Source organism: Glutamicibacter sp. BW77, assembly GCF_002332285.1.
GTDB lineage: Bacteria > Actinomycetota > Actinomycetes > Actinomycetales > Micrococcaceae > Glutamicibacter > Glutamicibacter bergerei.
Genome location: NZ_NRGT01000051.1, coordinates 38725 through 58307, shown reverse-complemented (window position 1 = coordinate 58307; position 19583 = coordinate 38725). Strand labels below are relative to the sequence as shown.

Here is a 19583-nt window from a genome sequence, read left to right as displayed (position 1 = left end):
GCACGGAAAGTCTTGGGATAAATCAGGTTCTCGACTGCCTAATCGCCAGCTGCCTCTGAATCAGCACTGCGATCACGATAATGGCGCCTTTAGCTACCAGTTGCACCGACAGCGAGAGGTTGTTCAGTGCGAAAATGTTGGTCAGTGTGGAAAAAATCAGTACACCAAGCACCGTCCCAAAAATTGAGCCGCGGCCACCGGTGAGCAAAGTTCCGCCGATAACCACCGCGGCAATCACGTCCAGCTCCAAGCCGGTACCGTGTGTGGCGCTGCCGGTGGTGGTACGGGCCATGAGCATAAAGGCACCGATTCCGGCACATAGGCCGGCGAGCGCGTACACGATCATGGTGTGACGTTCGACCTTGATCCCGGCGAGCCTTGCGGCTTCTGCGTTTCCGCCAATGGCGAAGGTTCTGCGCCCGAAGGTCGTGCGGTTGAGTAAGACCCAACCGCCTATCGCCACGAGGACAAAGATCAACACGATAGTGGGAATTCCGAACAGGTCTCCACCGATAGCCTGAAGAAATCCATCCACCGAAATCAGTTGGGTTTTCTTATCTGAGATGATCTCTGCCAAACCACGTGCGGCGGCCATCATAGCCAAAGTGGTAATAAACGAGACGACCTTGCCATAGGCGATCAAAATGCCGTTGACCAGCCCGGCCGCGGCGCCAATGGCCATCGCGGTGATGGGCAAAAAGATCCAGGAGGTACTCTCGGCGAACATCTGCCCGGATAAGGTAGTCGCCCAGACCGCTGCGAGAGCCAGGATCGCACCCACGGACAGATCGATACCGGCGATGGTGATCACAAAGGTTGCGCCAATACTGACCACACCGGTTACCGCGGCCAGGCGCAGAATGGTCATCATGTTGTTCACGTCAGCGAATCGCTCTCCAGCGGTGAGGCCACCCACCACGCACAACAAGATCAGCGCAAAAATCAGCCCCATATTTCGGCGCAGCCCAGCATCAAGCAGCCATTTGAGTACGCTGCGTCGCGGCCGATTATGCACCGTTGATCGCGCGTGGCTCGAAGTTGCGAAGCTCATAGGGTGGTCCCTTCCATCACAAGGTCAAGAATTTGATGTTCACTCAGTTCTGCTGCCATGCCCCGGTGCACGATGCGGTTCTCGGAAACCACCAGAACTTGATGGCTTAATCCGAGCACTTCTTCTAGTTCACTGGACACCACGATGATCGCGATTCCTGCCCGAGAGAGTTCGGAGATCAATTGATAGATCTCGCTTCGTGCCCCAACATCTACGCCACGCGTTGGTTCATCGAGCAAGAGCACCTTGCACCCGTGGGAGAGCCAGCGGCCCAAGACGATTTTTTGTTGGTTTCCACCAGAGAGGGTGCGTGCCTCGCGAGTGGGATCTGCGGGCCGCAATTCGAGCTTGCCGATCTGTTCCATACTGACTTGGTATTCGTTTTTACCACTGGTAAACCCGGCGGTGCCGTAGCGTCCGATACTCGCGAGCGTGAAGTTCGAGATGAGAGTGTCATCAAGCAGCAGAGCCTGGCTTTTGCGTTCTTCTGGGCAAAGACCCATGCCTGCTTTAACGGCGGCTACCGCAGAACCCGGTCTCAACTTTTTGCCTTCGACGCGCACCACTCCGGAGACCGGTTTAGTACTGCCATAAATAGCTGCCAAGATCTCCGAACGCCCGGAGCCAACAAGCCCGGCCAGCCCAAGCACCTCACCTGCCCGGACGTTAAAGGAGAGCGGTTCCTGTCCGGGAGCGATGACCAGCTCTTCAACCTGCAAAATGTCTGGTGTGCCGTCCAGAAGACTGACCACCGGCGGGAAGACGTTGCTGATGGTCCGGCCAGTCATATGCGTGATCAGTTCACCATTGGAAGTTTGCGAGACCTCTAGGTTTGAGGCGACGGCGCGGCCGTCTTTTAAAACCGTGATGCGATCGCCAATGACTCGGATTTCTTCGAGGCGATGCGAAATGTAAATGACCGCAACCCCACTGGCGGTTAATGCTCTGACGGTCTCAAATAGGTTGCGCACCTCTTCGGAATCGAGGACCGCAGAGGGTTCATCCATGATGATAAGGCGTACCTCGCGAGACAGTGCGCGGGCCATTGAGACGATTTGCTGACCAGCCGCCGAAAGCTCGCCGACTTCCATGCTTGGTGATATTTCTTGGTGGCCTAGCCTGCCAAGAAGCTTTGCTGCCTCGACTTGTTCAGCTTTATGGGAGCTGAATCCCCCGCGGGATTTTTCGTGTCCCAGGAAGATATTTTGCGCAACCGTCAGTGACTCGACCAAGTCGAGTTCCTGATACATCGTTCCTATGCCAGCCTTGATCGCATCATCGGGAGAGGAAAAACGGATCTGGCGGCCGTCAAGCAGGATTTCTCCGTCATTAGGTTGATGTACCCCGGCGAGAACCTTGATCAGTGTCGACTTTCCCGCGCCATTTTGACCCAGCAGGCAGTGGACCTCTCCAGCTTTGACCCCGAAACTGACCTGTTGCAAGGCAATGATGCCTGGAAATCGCTTTTCGATCCCCCGCATTTCGAGCAAAGTGATTTGCTCATCCGTCCCACTGTTGACTTCATCGTGGCTCATAGTGATGGACGTTACACTGACTTTTGATATCTGTCGAGCAAAAGTCGATTATCTATTGTCATTAGTTGTGATCTGGACAACATCTTTTGCTGAATATGTTTCACTAGAGTCATGGCCATGACGATCACTGCCCCCAAGTCACCCACCGCTGCACCCGGTGCAGGTGAACTGTTTCAGTTCCTGCGTGACGGCAAACCGCGCACCCGCTCGGAGCTAGCCCAGATCACCGGACTATCGCGCTCCACCATCGCAGCCCGCGTAGAGGCACTGCTTGACCTCGAACTAATCGGCACCGTCGGATCCAGTGCATCTTCCGGCGGCAGGCCACCGTCAAACTTTGCGTTCGCACCGAAATCTCGCACAGTGCTCGCCGCAGACTTAGGAGCCGCGCACGCCATTTTGGCACTGACCGATTTAGCCGGGAACATCATTGACCATTTGCGCGCAGATGTCGATATCGCCGCCGGCCCCATGGCCACCTTGGCGTGGGTGATTAAAAGTTTCACCGAACTACTTCAACGTAACGCACGGGGTCTAGACACACTTTCTGGAATCGCTATTGGCGTCCCTGGCCCGGTCGAACACTCAACGGGGCGCCCCACCAAACCTCCGATCATGCCCGGCTGGAACGACTTCGATATTCCGGGGACCATCCAACAGCACTTTGATGTCCCGGTCCTGGTCGACAACGACGTGAACATCATGGCACTGGGCGAGAAAACACTGTCTTGGCCCACTACCGAAAACCTTATTTTCGTGAAAGTCGCGACCGGAGTCGGTGTCGGCATCATCAGCGGTGGCGAGCTACAACGTGGAGCTCAAGGCTCAGCTGGCGACTTAGGCCATGTGCAAGTGCCCGGCGGAGCAGCTAAACCGTGCAGCTGCGGAAACACCGGTTGTCTAGAGGCCCTTGCCGGAGGGGCAGCGGTAGCTAAAAACCTGGCGGCTCTAGGCTATCCAGTACAGACCGCTTCAGACGTCGGAAAGCTTGCCGAAGAGAATAATACCGCCGCGATTCAAGTACTCCGACAAGCCGGACGCGATATCGGAGCAGTACTTGCCATGTGCGTGAATCTTCTCAATCCCTCGGTGATCGTTCTGGGCGGACGGCTGGCTCGCGCGGGCGAGCATGTCATCGCCGGAGTACGTGAAGTCGTCTACTATCGATCCACCCCCTTGGCCACCCAACATTTGGTCATCGGCGGCTCAACAGCGAAAGACATGGCAGGTGTCCGCGGGGCAAGCATGCTGGTCATTTCTCACATACTTTCCGCCGAGGCGGTCGACAAACTAGCCAACGCCCGAGCAGCCACACGATCCTCACACGACACCACCAAGGAGAGCCTGCGATGAACACCGACCCCGCAACCCACCCGGTGACACTCTTTACCGGGCAATGGGCAGATCTTCCCTTCGAGCAGGTAGCTAAGTTGGCCGCGGACTGGGGTTATGACGGGTTAGAGATCGCCGCCTCCGGCGACCATCTAGACCTCAAACGCGCCGACGAAGATCCCAACTATCTGAAATCACGTCTGGAGATCCTAAATCGGTATGGATTGCAGGTTCATGCGATCTCCAACCACCTCACCGGTCAAGCCGTCTGTGATGATCCCATTGATTTTCGCCACCAGGCGATGGTGCGCGGATACACCTGGGCAGATGGAGATGCTGAAGGGGTTCGCCAGCGTGCTGCAGAAGATATGAAGCGCGCGGCCAGAGTGGCCCGAAAGCTCGATGTTAACGTAGTGGTGGGATTTACCGGCTCAAAGATCTGGCCTTACGTCGCCCAATTTCCACCGGTGCCCGCCTCGGTTATCGAAGCAGGATATGAAGATTTCGCAACCCGCTGGAACCCGATCCTCGATGTTTTTGATGACCAAGGGGTGCGCTTCGCACACGAGGTTCATCCTTCGGAAATCGCGTATGACTATTGGTCTTCGGTGCGCAGCCTCGAGGCAATCGGATACCGCTCGGCATTCGGTTTTAATTGGGACCCCTCACATATGATGTGGCAGAACATTGATCCGGTTGGGTTTATCTGGGACTTCAAAGATCGGATTTACCATGTGGACTGCAAAGACACCAGACTGCGTGCCGCTAATGGACGTGCGGGTGTCCTTGGTTCACACCTACCGTGGGGTGACCCTCGCCGAGGCTGGGACTTCGTCTCTACAGGCCATGGAGACGTACCGTGGGAGGACGCGTTCCGGGCACTGAAATCCATTGGCTACACCGGCCCCATCTCGGTTGAATGGGAAGACGCCGGAATGGACCGGCTACATGGCGCCAGGCAGGCGCTAAGTTACGTCCGCTCGCTGCTGTGGAAACTGCCCGAAGCAGGTTTTGATGCGGCATTCAGCAACCAAGAATAACCACCGAGCTCGGCAACCTACTTCAGTACCAGCTGCGCAAGCACCGGGAGCACAACCACGGACAAGGCGCAGGTGATCACGATGGCTAGTGCGGTCGACTCGCCATCACCGGTGTCGTTTTGCGCCATGATGTACGCCGTGGCCGAGGTAGGCATAGCTGCCATCAGTACCGCAGTGTTGAACCACATCGCATCAAGTTCTGGCGCAAAAAGCCACAGCAATGAAACCGTGAGCATTGGCAGGGCCAGCATTTTGCCCACCACCATAATGCCCATGGTGCGTTTTGTCGCTCGCACCGGAACCGCAGTTGCCGAGGCACGCCGCTGCAGCGTGCGTTGAACCGTACGTCGCAAGGACAACCCGATCACGAACAATGCTCCTGGGGCCGCTGCGGCGGCGACTAAATCTACCGTGTCATCTATCGGCTGTGGTATCGGGATCCCCCACATGACTACCGCTCCGCCAATAACCATCGCCCACGTAACCGGGCTGTAAATTAGCGCGTTTCTTACCGTCAACGCGATTCGGCGGCCACTTGGCTTATGCCCGTTTCCCGGGCCGGTTGGCATCATTAGCTGCGCGAGAATCGGAAAACCCACCATGAAAATGACGTTGTGGATCAGCTGCCCCATCCCGGCGGCAAGTCCGGCTTGACTGCCGAGCACTCCAAGAATTACTGGAATCCCTAAATAGGAGACGTTACCGAAGCTGGTGCTTAACATCCCGGCAAGAGACCGGCCGCGATCCACGCGCAAGAGGTAGCGGAACAGCACCCAACAGATGAGCGCGAAGAGCAACGTGGATAGAACCGAGATCCAGAGAAAATCCAACGGAACGCCGTGACTAATATCGGAGCGGGCAACCACCTTGTACAACAGTGCCGGCAGCGCCACATAAAAAACGAAGACGTTCAGTGCTGGTTCCACGCTGGGCGGGAACTTCGGTGAATAGCTAACCGCATACCCAATGAGCATCACAAAAAATAGCGGTAAAACACCGAACAGCACGTCGAGGAACACACGACTCCTTCACAGGTCTTTTTGAGTCTTTCTAAGCCTAATAGTTATGGAGTCGGCCCTACGCATCGGCGTAATATCCGAGGATCGACTTCAGTCATTGGCAGACAAGTTCATATGCTCTGTAATCAGGCACCACCGTGCTGAACTTGGTGCTCTAAGGAGAGAAAATGGCTACTGCAAATACGTCTCGTTCCACCATCTTGATAACCGGTGCCGGATCCGGGATTGGAAAAGCGACCGCGCGAACGCTGCTCAGTCAAGGCTGGAATGTCGTGTTGGCTGGGCGCACCGAGGACACACTTCGCCAGGCCGCCCAAGATCACGAACATGCCCTAGTACTCACCGCCGACGTGACCAGCGCCGGTCAAGTCCGTGAGTTGTTTGCTAAAGCCACCGCTCACTTCGGCAGATTAGATGCACTGTTTAATAATGCTGGCACTTTTGGCCCTGCGGTATCAATCGATGAATTGCACGAGGACGATTGGGACAAAGCCTGTCGGGTCAACCTCACTGGTGCGATAAATTGTGCCCGCGAAGCCTTTATCTACATGAAAGATCACGGCGGTGGCCGGGTCATCAACAATGGCTCTATCTCTGCGCAGGTGCCTAGGCCGCGTTCGGTGGCCTATGCGGTCACCAAACATGCGATTACTGGACTCACAAAATCGATCGAGCTAGATGGCCGGCCGTTTAATATTTGCGCTTCTCAAATAGATATTGGCAATACCGCAAGCGACATCATGAATGAGCTAGGCACTTCCCAGGGTGCCTTGCAAGCCGATGGCTCACTCAAGGTCGAACCAACATTCGCTTTGCAGCAAGCGGCGGATGCGGTGGCTTTCCTCGCCAATAGTCCACTGACCGTGTCGGTCAATCAATTAACCATCACCGCTGCCGGCATGCCATTTATCGGTCGTGGGTAAGGCGCTGCAACTTCGGCTCAAAAGTGGTGACTATAGTGGGACAAACCATTTAAGTCCGAAGCCAGGTGAGTGAAAACATGTCAGCCGAACGTTCAAACTTACAGATCAGTTATCCGGAGAATTGCGGTAACGCCCCACGGCATCAAATCATTCAAGAAGTGATTGTGGCCTTGCACAGCAAGGACGTGAACCATCTGAAACGGTGGGTAAGCGACGATGTTGAATGGGAAATCGTAGGCTTTGGGACGTTGCGCGGGGTCGACGCGTTATGTCAGTGGGTGAGCAGTTCCGGAGAAAAAAAGTCCTTGGAGTTCAAAAGCGTACTGACTCACGGGCGCGAGGGCAGCACCGACGGAAATGTCACCAACGAACAAGATATCTCTGCTGCCTTTAGCCATGTACTGCGCTTTACCGGGGCAACCAAAACAGCGCGCATTGCCTCCGTGCGCAGTTACCTAGTCCCGAAGCCCCATTTAGAAGTATTCGGACAATAACGATTCAAGTTTCGCGAAGGCCGAATTCCACGCCTTCGTGCTGGTTTCGATGACCTCGTAAGGCAGCGGCGTCTGCGTGAGAGTCACATGGGTCTGTCCTGCAAATTCTTTGAAGTCCACCTTGGTGTGGATCACCAGATCCAAGGTCATCTCATGAGGGCCGTCGGCGCTAGCCAGACAAACATGTTCATCAAAGACTGTGACCACTGCCTTGAGCGGCACCTGTGCTTCGGGGTTATCGCCCTGCTCCATGGTCAGTTCGTGACGTCCACCGACTTTTGGTTCAAGGATGACCGAGCCATCTTGCACGTTCCACCCTTGCGGGCCCCACCATTGGGCGATAATTTCTGGCTCAACAAAAGCCGCCCACACCGCGCTACGCGGTGCGGTGAATTGCCGGGACACTACAAGTTCAGTCATTTCCTGCATAATCAGATTTTACCGTGGTCCTTCTGAGGAATCGACTGCCTACTGTTTGGGGCGACGCGATTCCATGCGGTTAGTGGTGTAAATAGTCTGTTCATCAGGCTGTGTTCCGGCGGCCTGATGTGCGCGCAACACCATCATGGCCCGATCCCATTTGATGCGTTCGCGCGGACTGGTGGCTACCGAGCGTTCAGCCGGGCCAAAGATGCTCAGGCCTAGAAACTTCAGACGCCAAAGGGCGCGGTACCGAAGGCTTAGTCCGGTGATATCTCTGATGATGGGTAGTGGTGACTCGTCCATGGTGTAAACCTCATGTTTGTCGGTGCGCCTGGGCGGGCTACGTCAGTACTTCCAGTCTACGCTATTAGTTGGTGCACCAACTATATTTTAGGTCATTCCCTCGGCGCAGAAATTCCTGCGTTCACTACCGAGCCCAGAATCTCACACAGCTCAACAACCTTTTCTTCACTGAGGTTCAGTCGCTGCATCATCTGGCTAGGAACATCCAGTGCGTGCTCACGCAATGCGTTGCCCTGCGCCGTAATTTCAATCAGGATTGCGCGTTCGTCCCGAGGATTCTTGCGACGTTCAAGCAACCCGGCTTTTTCAAGCCGTTTCACCAACGGAGTGAGGGTTCCTGGATCCAAATGCAACTTCTCGCTTAGTTCACGAGCGCCAATCGGGCCGTGCTCCCATAAGGCCAGCATGACTAAATACTGCGGGTGGGTCAGACCCATCGGGTCAAGCACGGGCTTATAGGCTGAAATCACCGCGCGTGAGGCGACCGCTAACCCGAAACATAATTGTCGTTCAAGCTTAAGCAGATCATCACGACGAAGATTGGTAGTGTCCACGATGTTTAGTTCTCCTTGAGCTCATCCCGGTACCTTCCTTAAGATCGTACGCCAGCAACCTGAGACGCGGCTTGGATACCAAGCCCCGCTCGCGCTACCCTCAAATTCGAGACCGAAGAATACGAGGAGCAACAGGTGAACCAAAAACTGGATGGCATACGGCCGCGCTTCTCACATTGGGTTACCGCTCTTGCTCCCTCAGTTTTTTCCAGCGTCATGGCCACCGGCATCATTGGTTTGGGTTTGGTTCTGTCTGGGTTTATCGCATTGGGACAGGTATTTTCGTTGCTCGCCTTCGTCATGTTCCTCGGATTGCTGGGGGTGCTGACACTACGTGCGGTGCGGCACCCAGCCGCAATGCTGTTAGATATCTTGAACCCTGCGGTTGGTTTTGGGTTCTTCACCGTCGTGGCGGCCGCCAACGTCCTAGCCTTAGTTTTGGCAGTTTTGAATATGCCAGGCGCCGCACTCACGGCCATGATTTTTGGTGCGCTTCTGTGGGTGGCGGGCACCTATGCCATTCCTGCAGGATTAGTGCTGCATGAGCGTCCCGAGCCTGCCCTGACACTTGCCAACGGCTCGTGGTTCCTCTGGGTTGTTGCTACACAGTCGGTGGCAGGCGGCCTGGCACACCACACCTACCTCGGATCCTGGACACCGATGCTGTCCTTAGGTATCTGGTTGTTGGGCTGCTCGCTTTACTTGCTGACCGCGACACTGGTGACGGTGCGCATGATTCGCTACCCGAATCGAGCCGAAACGCTCTCCCCCACTTATTGGATCTTCATGGGTGCCACGGCAATCAGCGTGCTGACCGGTTCGCAGCTTTTAGGCTTAGCAAATAGTGGTGAAATTCCGCAATGGCTACAGGCAAACATCGCGTTCACCACGTTGGCGTTGTTGTCTATCGGATTGTGGTTCATCCCGCTGCTGATAATTTTTGGGATCTGGCGCCATGTAATGCATCGACATCCGGTGAGCTACGAGACCGGATTATGGGCCATTGTGTTTCCCTTGGGCATGCTGTCGACAGCTTGCCTTTCACTGGGGTCCATTCCGGACTTCACCGCGCTCTTTGCCTTGGGACAAATACTTATTTGGATTGCGGTGGCGGCTTGGGCGGGAACCACCGCATTATGGGTGGCACGAATGAAACAACCTGCCTAGTCTTAGCCTATGAGCAACCTCGAACCGGCCCCTGCGGAAATTGACTGCAGTAATCTTGATGCGCACTTAGAGGTACAGACCCTCGAGCCTCGCCCAGTTCCCTTGGGTGGTCCGCGAGCTATGACCGTATTCCGTACGCTTCCCCAGCGTCAGCGGAGCTTGATTGGCGCGTGGTGTTTCCTCGATCATTACGGTCCGGATGATGTTTCGCTCACCGGTGGCATGAGTGTTCCGCGCCATCCACACACTGGGCTGCAGACGGTTTCGTGGTTATTCAGCGGAGAAATCGAGCACATCGATTCTGCCGGGAATCAGGCGATAGTACGTCCCGGTGAAGTGAACTTGATGACCGCCGGTCACGGCATCACGCATTCGGAGTTTTTGTGCGAAGAATCCACCATCTTGCACGGAGCACAGCTATGGACTGCGCTGCCGGACCGAGTACGCAATATGGAACCGACCTTTGAGAACTACCGTCCAGAACCGATGAACGGGACTGGTTGGATGCTCAACGTATTCCTAGGCACCCTCGCCATCGGCGATCAAACCTCTACCTCACCGGTGAAAACACATACCGAACTCAGTGGCGCCGAACTGCATCTAGAAGCCGGAGCCGAAGTCGGTATCCTCGTGCCAGCCAATCACGAACACGGGTTGCTCATTGACCAGGGCCAAGCAACGCTCAATGGGAATCAGCTGGAACACCGTGAACTCGGATTTGTCCGGGCCGGCTGCACCATTCTGCGGATTAAGGCAGGCGACGAGCCATTGCGTGCACTGCTCATTGGTGGGGAGCCGCTAGGCGAAGACATCCTCATGTGGTGGAACTTCGTGGGCCGCACGCATGAAGAGGTCCTGGCGTTCCGTGCGCAATATCAGGCTGAAATTGGTGCCGAACCGGGAGATGCTTCAGAAGACCGGTTTGGGCCTTTCCCAGCGAATACTCCGGCGGCACTACCTGCTCCGGCCTTACCCACCGTCCGACTACGTCCCCGCGTGAACCCATCGTAGAAAGTTGAATCAGCATGAGTGAGATTACCCCGGCATATCTTCCGGATCGCAATCGTTATGCCTTGGACGACAACGGAAAGTTGATCGGAGCCGCACACTACCGTGATTTTCAGGGTGTGGACGGTGTCGAGCGGATCTTCTTCCACACGGTAGTCGACGAGCAATACGGCGGCCAAGGACTAGCCAGCGTGATGGTGAAATTCGCGTTGGACAACACGATCTCCGGCGGGGCAAAAATTGTCGCGGTCTGCCCTTACGTCAAAGCCTATATTGCCAAACATCCTGAATTCCAAGAGCACCTAGCGGCAACCATGGACGAGCATTTAAAGGTTCTGCCAAGTGCTTAGCTCTTCATTTTTAGTCCGCGCTGGGCGATCGCTTCACTAAGAATCTTCAGGGCTTTGGGCCCCACCCCGTGAAGTGCTGCTAGTGCTTTGATGCCGGTATCCCCTGCCTGTTCGAGGCTGGTGATACCGGCTTTTTCTAATGCCCGGGTTGCAGGTGCCCCGATCACTGGTAATTTGGTAGCCATTTGACCAGCATAACTAGACACTTACCGCGGCGTTGGCTTTGGTGCGCGGGGCGATGATCAGCAGCACAAGGATCAGGAGCAGCGAGAACGCGAAGACCGCGACGAAGCCAAATCCGATAGCGGCCATTGCGAAGATGACACCACCCAGCGCGGTCACCGAAGCGTTGCCCAGCGAGTCCGCCAAGGTCATGGCCGAGGAGTTAAAGCCTTGTTCTGCCTTAGATGACAGGGCAAACATGTTCACGTTTTGCCGGGGAAAGATCATGCCCATGCCGAACCCGCCAACCGCCCATCCGGCGACAAGTAGCGCCACGGGCGGATGGAACAACGCCGCGCACAACGCAGTGGATATTGCGATAACACCGGCTACACCACCAATCGAAATACACGCCGCGTTACTGAGCCGGTCCCCGACTCTGCCTTGCAGCCAGGAGCCTAGTGACCACATCAAAGCAGACGCCGTGAGGACTAGCCCGGCGCGGTCTGGCGCTAAGAAGTAGTCTTCGCGGAGCATATAAGGAAGATAAATTTCCGCCCCGAAAAATGCGCCAGCTACAAGCGTTCGGGTCATTATTGTGGCCGGCAGCCCGCGACGTACGGTAAAAGTTCCACGCGGAAGCAAGGGCCTGATGGCTACCAGTGCGAGTAACAGCGCGGCCAGCAGACCGGCTAAAGACCAACCGGTACCGGAATTGCCAAGCAGGTTCATCACGATGACCAGTGCGCCGGTGAGCGCTGCCAATAGTAGGCGTTTGGTTGATACCGGTCCCAGGCTTGGATCACGTTCTGTGGACATCCGGTGCAAGGTGGGGACGATAGCGATAAAGGCCAGTGCAATAAATACTAGAACGCCAAGGAATACCGCGCGCCAGTGGATATAGGTGGCAATGAGCCCCGCGATCCACGGGCCAACCAAAGCTGGGATCACCCACGCGGTGGCGAAGAGTGCAAAGATTTTTGTATGGAGAATTGCTGGGTAAGCTCTGGCGATCAACACATAGATGGCCACAGTAATTGCGCCCCCGCCAATCCCCTGCAAGATCCTTCCAAGAATCAACACCTGCATGGTGTTCGCCGTCCCGCAGATCAACAAGCCGATAACAAAGACACTCACCGAGGCATAGAGCGGGATTTTAGGACCACGTCGATCCGATATTTCACCGGCGGCAACCATGCCAAGCATGGCACTAGCCATGGGAGCGGCAAAGGCCAGCGCAAAGTAGCGTTGCCCGTCTAATAATTCGCTAACCAGTGGCATCACGGTGGTCACAGCCATCGATTCAAAGGCCACCAGGAACACTAAAACAAACATTCCCACGGTGGTGGCTAAATATTTGGCGTCGTAGATCGACTCGATACCCGAAGTTTTTGCGGGTGGGGTGGGTGACGAAGGCATACCGTCATTCTTTCATCGAATGCCATGCTCGCTGATTCGGCATCTTTGGTTAGTGTTTATTCAGCTTTGCTTTGTAAGCTGAAGGCATGCTTAACGAAGATACACGTCGCCGCATGGTCAAAATCACCGCGGTTTCTCTTGCAGTGATGGTTGGTGCCACGGGAATTCTTTCCAGCGGGGTACTCAGCCTTTTCTAGCCGGCCCAATCCGTGCGAAGGCTAGCTACTAACTTAAAATGTTGGGCTCGAGAAANNTTTCTCGAGCCCAACATTTTTGCTTTGGTTCAAGGCAAATTCTTAGCCATCGTTTTGCATGTTGCTGAAGCGCGAGTAGTGGCCTTGGAAGGCCACGGTGATGGTCTTGGTAGGACCTGCACGGTGCTTAGCGATGATCACGTCGGCTTCACCCGGACGATTTTCCTTGTCATACACGTCATCACGGTGCAGCAAGATGACCATGTCGGCGTCCTGCTCGATCGAACCCGATTCACGAAGGTCCGAAATCATTGGCTTCTTGTCGGTACGTTGCTCGGAACCACGGTTCAGCTGCGACAGGGCAACCAGCGGAACGTCTAGCTCCTTGGCCAGCAGCTTGAGGTTACGTGAGAACTCAGAGACTTCCTGCTGACGCGATTCCACGCGCTTACCGGAACTCATCAGCTGGAGGTAGTCCAGGATGATCATGCGCAGCTCATTGCGTTGCTTGAGCCGGCGGCATTTCGCACGAATTTCCATCATGGACATATTCGGCGAATCGTCGATGAATAGTGGCGCTTCGTTCAGCCGTCCCATGGTGGTGGCAATCTTGGTCCACTGCGCGTCTTCTACCGAACCCTTACGCAGGTCCTGGAGCTGAATGGACGCTTCCGCCGAGAGCAGTCGCATCGCAATTTCATTGCGGCCCATTTCCAAGGAGAAGAAGACGGTAGCCATATTGTTCTTAATGGCCGCCGAGCGGGCGAAATCCAGAGCAAAGGTTGATTTACCCACTGCCGGACGGGCCGCGATGATAATCATCTGTCCGCCCTTCAAACCTTGGGTCAGCTCGTCGAATTCGTAGAATCCGGTAGGCACACCGGTAATTCCGTCGCCGGCATTGGCGGCGTTCTCGATTTCATCAACTGTTCCTTCGATGATGTCCGAGAGGCGTACGTAGTCTTCACTATTTCGGTTTTCGGCAACCTTGTAGACCTCAGCCTGGGCTTCATTCACGATGGCGTCAACTTCGCCATCTGGCGAGTAACCCATCTGCACGATACGTGTTCCGGCATCCACCAGACGGCGAAGCACCGCCCGCTCACGGACAATCTCAGCGTAGTAGCCGGCGTTTGCGGCCGTTGGTACCTGTTGGATGAGATTGTGCAGATAGGCAGCTCCACCGACGCGGGCGATTTCGCTGCGCTTGGTGAGCAGATCCGAGACGGTCACTGCATCGGCAGGTTCACCACGACCGTAGAGATCGATAATTGCATCGAAGATTGACTCGTGGGCTGGACGATAAAAATCTGTTCCACGCAACACCTCAACCACGTCGGCGATGGCATCTTTAGACAGCATCATGCCGCCGAGAACCGACATTTCGGCAGGAATATCCTGCGGCGGGGTACGACCCGCCTCAGAACCCTGACTTTCGTAGACCGGTTCCGCACTCATAACAGACACTTCCATCCCCTATTGAACCTCTGGGAAATACCCTTGTGCCCCGATGGCAACGCTCAAGCATGTCACTGCCGACCGACGCTATAGCGTCAGCGGTACCTGTGGATATATCAGTCCCAAAGCCAACACTAGGTCTCTTATCTATAGCCGTAAACTCGGTTATCCACAAGATCTGTGGATAAGCATGCTCTCGCTGTGGATGACCCTGTGCGTGACTTGGGGAGAAGCTTGTGGATTACCACACTTAAACTCATTGAACTATGAGTTGACTAGTATAAATATATTTTGACGCCTGTGGATAGAAAGTTTATTTCTTTGTAGAGACAATCTTCTCAACTTACGTTATCCACAGGATAAAGTCCGGAATTACGGTGTATTTCGCCTTATGATGGAACTTATCCACGCACTGTCCACATGCATGTGGACAGTTTTGTGGATAATCAACAGTCTTAGAAGTCGGTAGTCACAGCGACTATAAGCTACTGAGTCGTAACTTTGGGCGAAGTAATCCACAATTAAGCTCAAAGTCGCCCGCGTCGACTTGTGACGCACGGAGTCCCGGCATCAACTCGAGACCTACTGCTTAAACAGCATCGCGCCGCCGGCCTCTTGATCAAGAGGCCGGCGGCGCGAAAAAGCTATTTAGACGAATTCCGGGACCGGTAACGAGTGAAATCGTGAATCATGGAAGATCGATGGAAGATGCTCGGCCAGCTTATGGCCATGAACTTCTAGCAGTACCACCCAGTGATCTCCCGCTTCTACCTCACTATAAATTGAGGTGTCGAGCCATAGTGTGGAGTCCTCAATGAACAATGAACCATCGGCGCTACTGTGTGTATTAATACCGAGGAACCGATCGCCCTTCTTCGATGCGATCTGCCCGCAGACTCCTTCATTGCGCTCACTGAGCACTGAGACACCTATGCGGTTAGCACCGCGCAACTTTGGCCAGGTATTTGAGGTTTTCTGCACCGCAAACATCACTAACGCGGGTTCCAGTGAGACCCCCACGGTGAACGAGGAGGCAACAATTCCCGTCTTCTCACCGTCGATATCGGCGCAAAGCGCGGCAACTCCGGATGGGTGCTGCGCGAAAACTTTGCGTAACGTCAGCGCGTCAAGCTCTTGATTCAAAGACATGCTTTGCTTCCTTTACTTCATACACATCGGTACGGCGACGGTCGGCGACAGGACAAAAGCACCTACTGCTTACTTTGGCCCGCCGTCGAAGGTTTTACGCCTCGATGTGCGGTACTTGTATCGTGCGGTGTTGCACGACACCGAATCCTCACCTGGAGCACCCCGCTACCGTATAGAGGGTTGCCGGCCAGCTAGCCAGGGCTTTTGCTGACGCTCATGATTCTGATTAAACGATATTGGGCAACGTGCGTAACCGTCAAACAAATCGCTTCGCAAATCGAAATATTCGAGCTGAAATTCGATGAGTACCCATTTTTTGTTGGCAAATCAGAAAATTATTCATTTTTAGCGCTGCTCAGACTTATCCCAAAACTCCCTTGCGCATTAAACCAAAGTTGCTAGCCTGATCCCATGCGTCCCGGACCAGTAGCCATCGGTAAAACCACTGCTTACCTCGGTATTGCCCTGGCCTGCGCTGTTTCCATAACGGCCTGCACTGCGCAGCCATCAGCACCACCAGTCAACGTCTCCAACAGTGGTTCTGCATCACAAACAGCCGAACCCCGCATCGTTGCCGATGAGCTAAATGCTCCCTGGTCAATGGTTTTCGCGGAGAGTACGCTCTTGGTTTCAGAACGTGATTCTGGACGAATATTGGAAATAGACACGGAAGGAAATCAGCGGCAAGTTAGCAAACTCAACGACGTAGTTCATGGTGGTGAGGGTGGACTGCTCGGGCTGGCTTATCAACGGCCATACCTGTTCGCCTATTCGACCGCCGCCGAGGGGAATCGAATCCAGCGCTTTGAGGTAACTGGAGAGGCTGGAAATCTGAGCCTCACAAATCCACAAACGCTTATTTCAGGGCTACCTTCGGCAACGATCCACAATGGCGGACGGTTGGCCATCGGACCAGATTTGATGCTCTACGCAACCGTTGGTGATGCCGGAAATGAATCTTTGGCCCAAGACCTAGACAGCTTCGGCGGAAAGATCTTGCGACTAACCATCAACGGTGAAGTTCCGGAAGATAATCCTTTTCCCGATTCTCCGGTGTTTAGCTTCGGTCATCGTAATCCGCAGGGACTCGCCTGGGCTAGCGATGGAACCATGTACGCCAGCGAGTTTGGGCAAAACCGCTGGGACGAGCTGAACCTGATCAGAGCGGGTGCCAACTACGGGTGGCCGGTCACCGAAGGTATCGCCAATAATGCTGACTACGTTGACCCGCTCCAGCAATGGAGCACTGAGTCTGCGAGCCCTAGTGGCATGAGTATTCACCAGGACGTACTTTATGTGGCTAACTTGCGTGGTGAACGGTTGCGAATCATCGATTTGAGCTCACCGAGTGATTCCACCGAAGCCTTCACCGGCCGCTACGGAAGGTTTCGGGACGCAGTAGTCACTGCTGCCGGAGAGCTTTGGGTATTGACCAATAACACCGATGGCCGCGGTACCGCACAGGAATCTGATGACAAGATTCTCGGTATTTTTCCCGCAAAGTTTAGTCAGTGACATAGTCACTGACCGCTGAATTTCGCCCACTCGACGCAATGAGACTGCGTTTCTTTGTTTGACCCTGAGGTTCATGCCACGATATTAGATGGAAGTGCTTCAGCTCACATGGACAAATTGAAGTAAACCACAACGATGAATCGAAGGATGTCGCGCACATGGTCATGACTCAGGCAAACCATTCGGAACTCACCCCTCTGCGTTTCCTACAGCGCTCGGCCGAGGTTTATCCATCCAAGACCGCGATCATTCACGGCTCACGAAATTACAGCTACGCACAATTTGAGTCCCGTGTGCAACGCTTTGCGCAGGCCATCAAGACGCGTATTAACCCAGGTGACCGGGTAGCCGTGTTGGCCCCCAATACTCCAGAAATGCTGATGGCGCACTACGCGGTACCACTGGCAGGAGGCGTGCTGATCGCTTTAAATACGCGACTCACCGCCCACGAGCTGCGCTACATCATGGATCACTCCGAGGCGAAGCTACTTTTTGCCGACACCGAGCTGTTAGCTAATACTTCAACCTTGCGTGCCGAGATTCTGAGCCTCGAAGCGTTGATCGAGATCACCGATGACCAGTACACCGGCCAACGCCCCGAGGTAGCGGTGGACGGGACGCTAGAGGAGCTGCTTGATACTGCCTCGACGGCGGAACCGCTGGCCTACGAGGTGGCAGATGAGCGCGCACCCATCGCCTTGAACTACACCTCGGGCACCACGGGGAAACCCAAGGGAGTGCTCTACTCGCATCGCGGCAGCTACCTGAACTCGCTCTCCGAGGCGCACCACCAGGGATTCACCACCCAAACCCGCTACCTCTGGACACTGCCAATGTTCCACTGCAATGGGTGGTGCACACCCTGGGCGGTCACCGCAGCCGGCGGCACCCACCTTTGCCTGCGTGGTGTCCGCGAAGATGCAGTCTGGGATGGCATTGAAGAACTTGGCGCAACACACCTCTGCGGGGCTCCCACGGTCTGCTCGATCATTGCCGATGCGCCGCGCGCTCACCCGCTCCAGGCACCACTGCGCATCACCACCGCGGGCGCACCACCTTCGCCAGCAATTATCGCCAAGCTCCAAAAATTGGGTATCGAGGTAGTCCACGTGTACGGCCTGACTGAGGTCTATGGTCCCTACACGATCTGTGAATACCAAGACGAGTGGAATCAGCTGGGCGAAGATGAGCGTGCATCCCTGCTCTCCCGCCAGGGCGTGGGCATGCTGACCGCAGAAAGCGCCCGGATAGTTGACGAGAATATGGGCGATGTTCCCGCCGATGGACAGACCATGGGTGAGATTGTTTTGCGCGGAAACAACGTCATGATTGGCTACTACCGTGACGAAGCGGCCACAGAACAGGCATTTGCCGGCGGCTGGTTCCACACCGGGGATCTTGGGGTGATGCATCCCGACGGCTATATCCAGGTACGCGACCGGGCGAAGGACATTATCATTTCTGGCGGCGAGAACATCTCCACCATTGAGGTGGAACAGGCGTTGGCTTCTCACCCGGAAGTGTTGGACTTGGCAGTCGTGGGGGTGCCTGATGAGAAGTGGGGAGAGCGTCCGGTCGCCTACGTCATCCGAGCCAGCGGGTCCACCCTAGATGAGGAGACCTTGATCGGTTTTGCTCGGGAAAAACTTGCCGGATATAAGGTTCCACGAACCATCGTTTTCCCACAGGATCTGCCACGTACCTCCACCGGCAAGGTACAAAAGAATGTCCTGCGCGCTCAAGGGTTGAGCGAAACTAAATGACCGTGGACCGGCCTTCACTTCAGGGTTCCGGGCAGGCCCGGGCAGGCGTAAGGTGAGTTGCACTTAGCTCATTACACCGGGAGTTCTCATGCCTGCGACATATACCTTTGACGTGTTTTCGAGCCTCGACGGATTTGGCGGCGCCTCGGGAAATTGGGGTGGTTACTGGGGCAAACAAGGCCCCGAACTTCTAGCCCGCCGTTTAGAGCAGTATGCATCCCCCTGTCATATGGTTTTCGGCTCCAACACCTTCAAGCTGTTCTCACAGTTTTGGGCGCAGGCCGACAAATATTCGGATGTTGATGACCCGTGGGGCGAGGCGATGCATAAACAACCCGCCACCGTCATTTCTAATACGCTGACCGGTGTCTTGGACTGGCCCGATGCCTCGCTAGAGCGTGGTGACGCGCTAGCGGTGGTGCCGCGGTTAAAAGCTGAATCCACGGTCCCACTGCGTTCGCACGGGTCTTTGTCTATGAATAGGGCACTTATGGCAGCGGGGCTGGTTGATTTTATTCAGCTAACCATCTTCCCTGCACTGACTGGGCTCACGGGTCAGGATCCAATCTTCGCCGGCGTCGAGGATTTTGACCTTGAACTTGTGGATTCAAGGTTGCTTGATGGGCGTATCCAAGAATTAATTTATCGTCCTAGCCTGCATCATTAAGAACGTCAGGCAGCGGCTCACAAATCTCGAAGTTTGGCGTCATACTCAAAATGGACG

General features: G+C 55.1%; 20 protein-coding genes and 1 riboswitch. Of the genes, 10 read left to right on the top strand and 10 right to left on the bottom strand.

The genetic code is table 11. The annotated features are described in order from the left end of the window. Positions 1-22 precede the first annotated feature (22 nt). Both CIK74_RS07420 and CIK74_RS07415 read right to left on the bottom strand, forming a co-directional pair. Entirely contained in the window at positions 23-1051 is a 1029-nt protein-coding gene (locus CIK74_RS07420) for an ABC transporter permease (protein ID WP_096255190.1), read from the bottom strand. Continuing rightward, a complete protein-coding gene (locus CIK74_RS07415) occupies positions 1048-2586 on the bottom strand; it encodes a sugar ABC transporter ATP-binding protein (protein ID WP_240520485.1) in 1539 nt (512 codons plus the stop codon). Before CIK74_RS07415 ends, CIK74_RS07420 begins: the two co-directional genes overlap by 4 nt. Positions 2587-2697: 111 nt before the next feature. Here CIK74_RS07415 and CIK74_RS07410 point away from each other — a divergent pair, with 111 nt between their 5' ends. After that, the gene (locus tag CIK74_RS07410; RefSeq protein ID WP_096255189.1) at positions 2698-3939 is read left to right on the top strand and encodes an ROK family transcriptional regulator; all 1242 of its coding nucleotides are present in this window, start codon (positions 2698-2700) and stop codon (positions 3937-3939) included. Next, the gene (locus tag CIK74_RS07405) at positions 3936-4958 is read left to right on the top strand and encodes a sugar phosphate isomerase/epimerase (protein WP_170947785.1); all 1023 of its coding nucleotides are present in this window, start codon (positions 3936-3938) and stop codon (positions 4956-4958) included. Before CIK74_RS07410 ends, CIK74_RS07405 begins: the two co-directional genes overlap by 4 nt. Before the next feature lie 17 nt (positions 4959-4975). Here CIK74_RS07405 and CIK74_RS07400 read toward each other — a convergent pair whose 3' ends face one another. Then, on the bottom strand, positions 4976-5977 hold the full coding sequence (locus tag CIK74_RS07400; RefSeq protein ID WP_096255187.1) for an AEC family transporter: 1002 nt from the start codon (positions 5975-5977) through the stop codon (positions 4976-4978). Positions 5978-6144: 167 nt separating this feature from the next. Here CIK74_RS07400 and CIK74_RS07395 point away from each other — a divergent pair, with 167 nt between their 5' ends. Both CIK74_RS07395 and CIK74_RS07390 read left to right on the top strand, forming a co-directional pair. After that, positions 6145-6900, top strand: coding sequence for an SDR family oxidoreductase (locus tag CIK74_RS07395; protein ID WP_096255185.1), 756 nt, complete (start codon positions 6145-6147; stop codon positions 6898-6900). A 77-nt stretch (positions 6901-6977) separates the two neighbouring features. Further along, positions 6978-7394: a nuclear transport factor 2 family protein gene (locus tag CIK74_RS07390; RefSeq protein WP_096255183.1), complete on the top strand. Its 417-nt coding sequence runs from the start codon at positions 6978-6980 to the stop codon at positions 7392-7394. On the opposite strand, the gene CIK74_RS07385 is transcribed toward CIK74_RS07390, so the two are convergent. The 3 genes from CIK74_RS07385 to CIK74_RS07375 form a co-directional block, all read right to left on the bottom strand. Beyond that, a complete protein-coding gene (locus CIK74_RS07385) occupies positions 7374-7814 on the bottom strand; it encodes an SRPBCC domain-containing protein (RefSeq protein ID WP_205738262.1) in 441 nt (146 codons plus the stop codon). The genes CIK74_RS07390 and CIK74_RS07385 overlap by 21 nt on opposite strands. 48 nt (positions 7815-7862) lie before the next feature. Further along, positions 7863-8120, bottom strand: a complete 258-nt coding sequence (locus CIK74_RS07380; RefSeq protein WP_096255179.1) for a hypothetical protein — start codon at positions 8118-8120, stop codon at positions 7863-7865. Between the two features lie 92 nt (positions 8121-8212). Then, a complete protein-coding gene (locus tag CIK74_RS07375) occupies positions 8213-8674 on the bottom strand; it encodes a MarR family transcriptional regulator (RefSeq protein ID WP_096255177.1) in 462 nt (153 codons plus the stop codon). Positions 8675-8809: 135 nt separating this feature from the next. On the opposite strand from CIK74_RS07375, the gene CIK74_RS07370 reads away from it, so the two are divergent. The 3 genes from CIK74_RS07370 to CIK74_RS07360 are packed head-to-tail and all read left to right on the top strand — an operon-like array spanning position 8810 to position 11199. After that, positions 8810-9841: a tellurite resistance/C4-dicarboxylate transporter family protein gene (locus CIK74_RS07370; RefSeq protein ID WP_096255175.1), complete on the top strand. Its 1032-nt coding sequence runs from the start codon at positions 8810-8812 to the stop codon at positions 9839-9841. A 9-nt stretch (positions 9842-9850) separates the two neighbouring features. Continuing rightward, on the top strand, positions 9851-10852 hold the full coding sequence (locus tag CIK74_RS07365; RefSeq protein ID WP_096255173.1) for a pirin family protein: 1002 nt from the start codon (positions 9851-9853) through the stop codon (positions 10850-10852). 14 nt (positions 10853-10866) lie between these two features. Beyond that, positions 10867-11199, top strand: coding sequence for a GNAT family N-acetyltransferase (locus tag CIK74_RS07360; protein ID WP_096255171.1), 333 nt, complete (start codon positions 10867-10869; stop codon positions 11197-11199). Here CIK74_RS07360 and CIK74_RS07355 read toward each other — a convergent pair. The 4 genes from CIK74_RS07355 to CIK74_RS07340 all read right to left on the bottom strand — a co-directional run bounded on the left by CIK74_RS07355 (position 11196) and on the right by CIK74_RS07340 (position 15581). After that, positions 11196-11384, bottom strand: a complete 189-nt coding sequence (locus tag CIK74_RS07355; protein WP_096255169.1) for a DNA-binding protein — start codon at positions 11382-11384, stop codon at positions 11196-11198. The genes CIK74_RS07360 and CIK74_RS07355 overlap by 4 nt on opposite strands. Before the next feature lie 13 nt (positions 11385-11397). Beyond that, complete coding sequence (locus CIK74_RS07350; protein WP_096255167.1) at positions 11398-12780, bottom strand: MFS transporter; 1383 nt, start codon at positions 12778-12780, stop codon at positions 11398-11400. A 296-nt stretch (positions 12781-13076) separates the two neighbouring features. Next, positions 13077-14432 carry a replicative DNA helicase gene (gene dnaB / locus CIK74_RS07345; protein ID WP_096255165.1) on the bottom strand — a complete coding sequence of 452 codons (1356 nt, stop codon included), beginning with the start codon at positions 14430-14432 and terminating at the stop codon, positions 13077-13079. A 648-nt stretch (positions 14433-15080) separates the two neighbouring features. Beyond that, on the bottom strand, positions 15081-15581 hold the full coding sequence (locus tag CIK74_RS07340; RefSeq protein WP_096255163.1) for a flavin reductase family protein: 501 nt from the start codon (positions 15579-15581) through the stop codon (positions 15081-15083). Between the two features lie 106 nt (positions 15582-15687). Further along, positions 15688-15803, bottom strand: a riboswitch (SAM riboswitch). 189 nt (positions 15804-15992) lie between these two features. On the opposite strand from CIK74_RS07340, the gene CIK74_RS07335 reads away from it, so the two are divergent. From CIK74_RS07335 to CIK74_RS07325, 3 genes are all read left to right on the top strand, one after another. Next, complete coding sequence (locus CIK74_RS07335; RefSeq protein WP_096255162.1) at positions 15993-17096, top strand: PQQ-dependent sugar dehydrogenase; 1104 nt, start codon at positions 15993-15995, stop codon at positions 17094-17096. Positions 17097-17254: 158 nt separating this feature from the next. Beyond that, a complete protein-coding gene (locus CIK74_RS07330) occupies positions 17255-18859 on the top strand; it encodes an acyl--CoA ligase family protein (protein WP_096255161.1) in 1605 nt (534 codons plus the stop codon). Positions 18860-18947: 88 nt separating this feature from the next. Then, on the top strand, positions 18948-19526 hold the full coding sequence (locus tag CIK74_RS07325; RefSeq protein ID WP_096255160.1) for a dihydrofolate reductase family protein: 579 nt from the start codon (positions 18948-18950) through the stop codon (positions 19524-19526). Positions 19527-19583: the final 57 nt, after the last annotated feature.